Origin of the sequence: Mucilaginibacter aquatilis, from assembly GCF_009755275.1 — a bacterium.
Lineage (GTDB): Bacteria > Bacteroidota > Bacteroidia > Sphingobacteriales > Sphingobacteriaceae > Mucilaginibacter > Mucilaginibacter aquatilis.
In genome coordinates this window covers 1-248 of the sequence record NZ_WQLA01000010.1, presented here as the reverse complement: position 1 = coordinate 248, position 248 = coordinate 1, and the positions used below count along the sequence as shown (strand labels likewise).

Here is a 248-nt window from a genome sequence, read left to right as displayed (position 1 = left end):
CGATTTTGCACAAAACGATACTACCATCATTAACCATAACTCAGCTTACTATACTGAGGTAGTAAACAAGTTCAGTGCTTTTAAAAACGCTAAAGGCGTTAAACAACTGAATGCACAGTTAAGCCGCAACCCTGCTTTAGCCAAAAGCTATGTAGAAGGTTTATACGCTTTCCAAATGAAAGACGGCCGCTTTGGATTGAAAGCAGATTACAGGATTGATTTAAACAAGATAGACTTTAAGCGTTACG

The 248-nt window shown here is 38.3% G+C and carries 1 protein-coding gene; it reads left to right on the top strand.

The window, feature by feature from the left end; all coding sequences use genetic code 11:
- On the top strand, positions 1-248 hold a 248-nt coding region (locus tag GO816_RS18745; RefSeq protein ID WP_198171584.1), incomplete at both ends, for a hypothetical protein.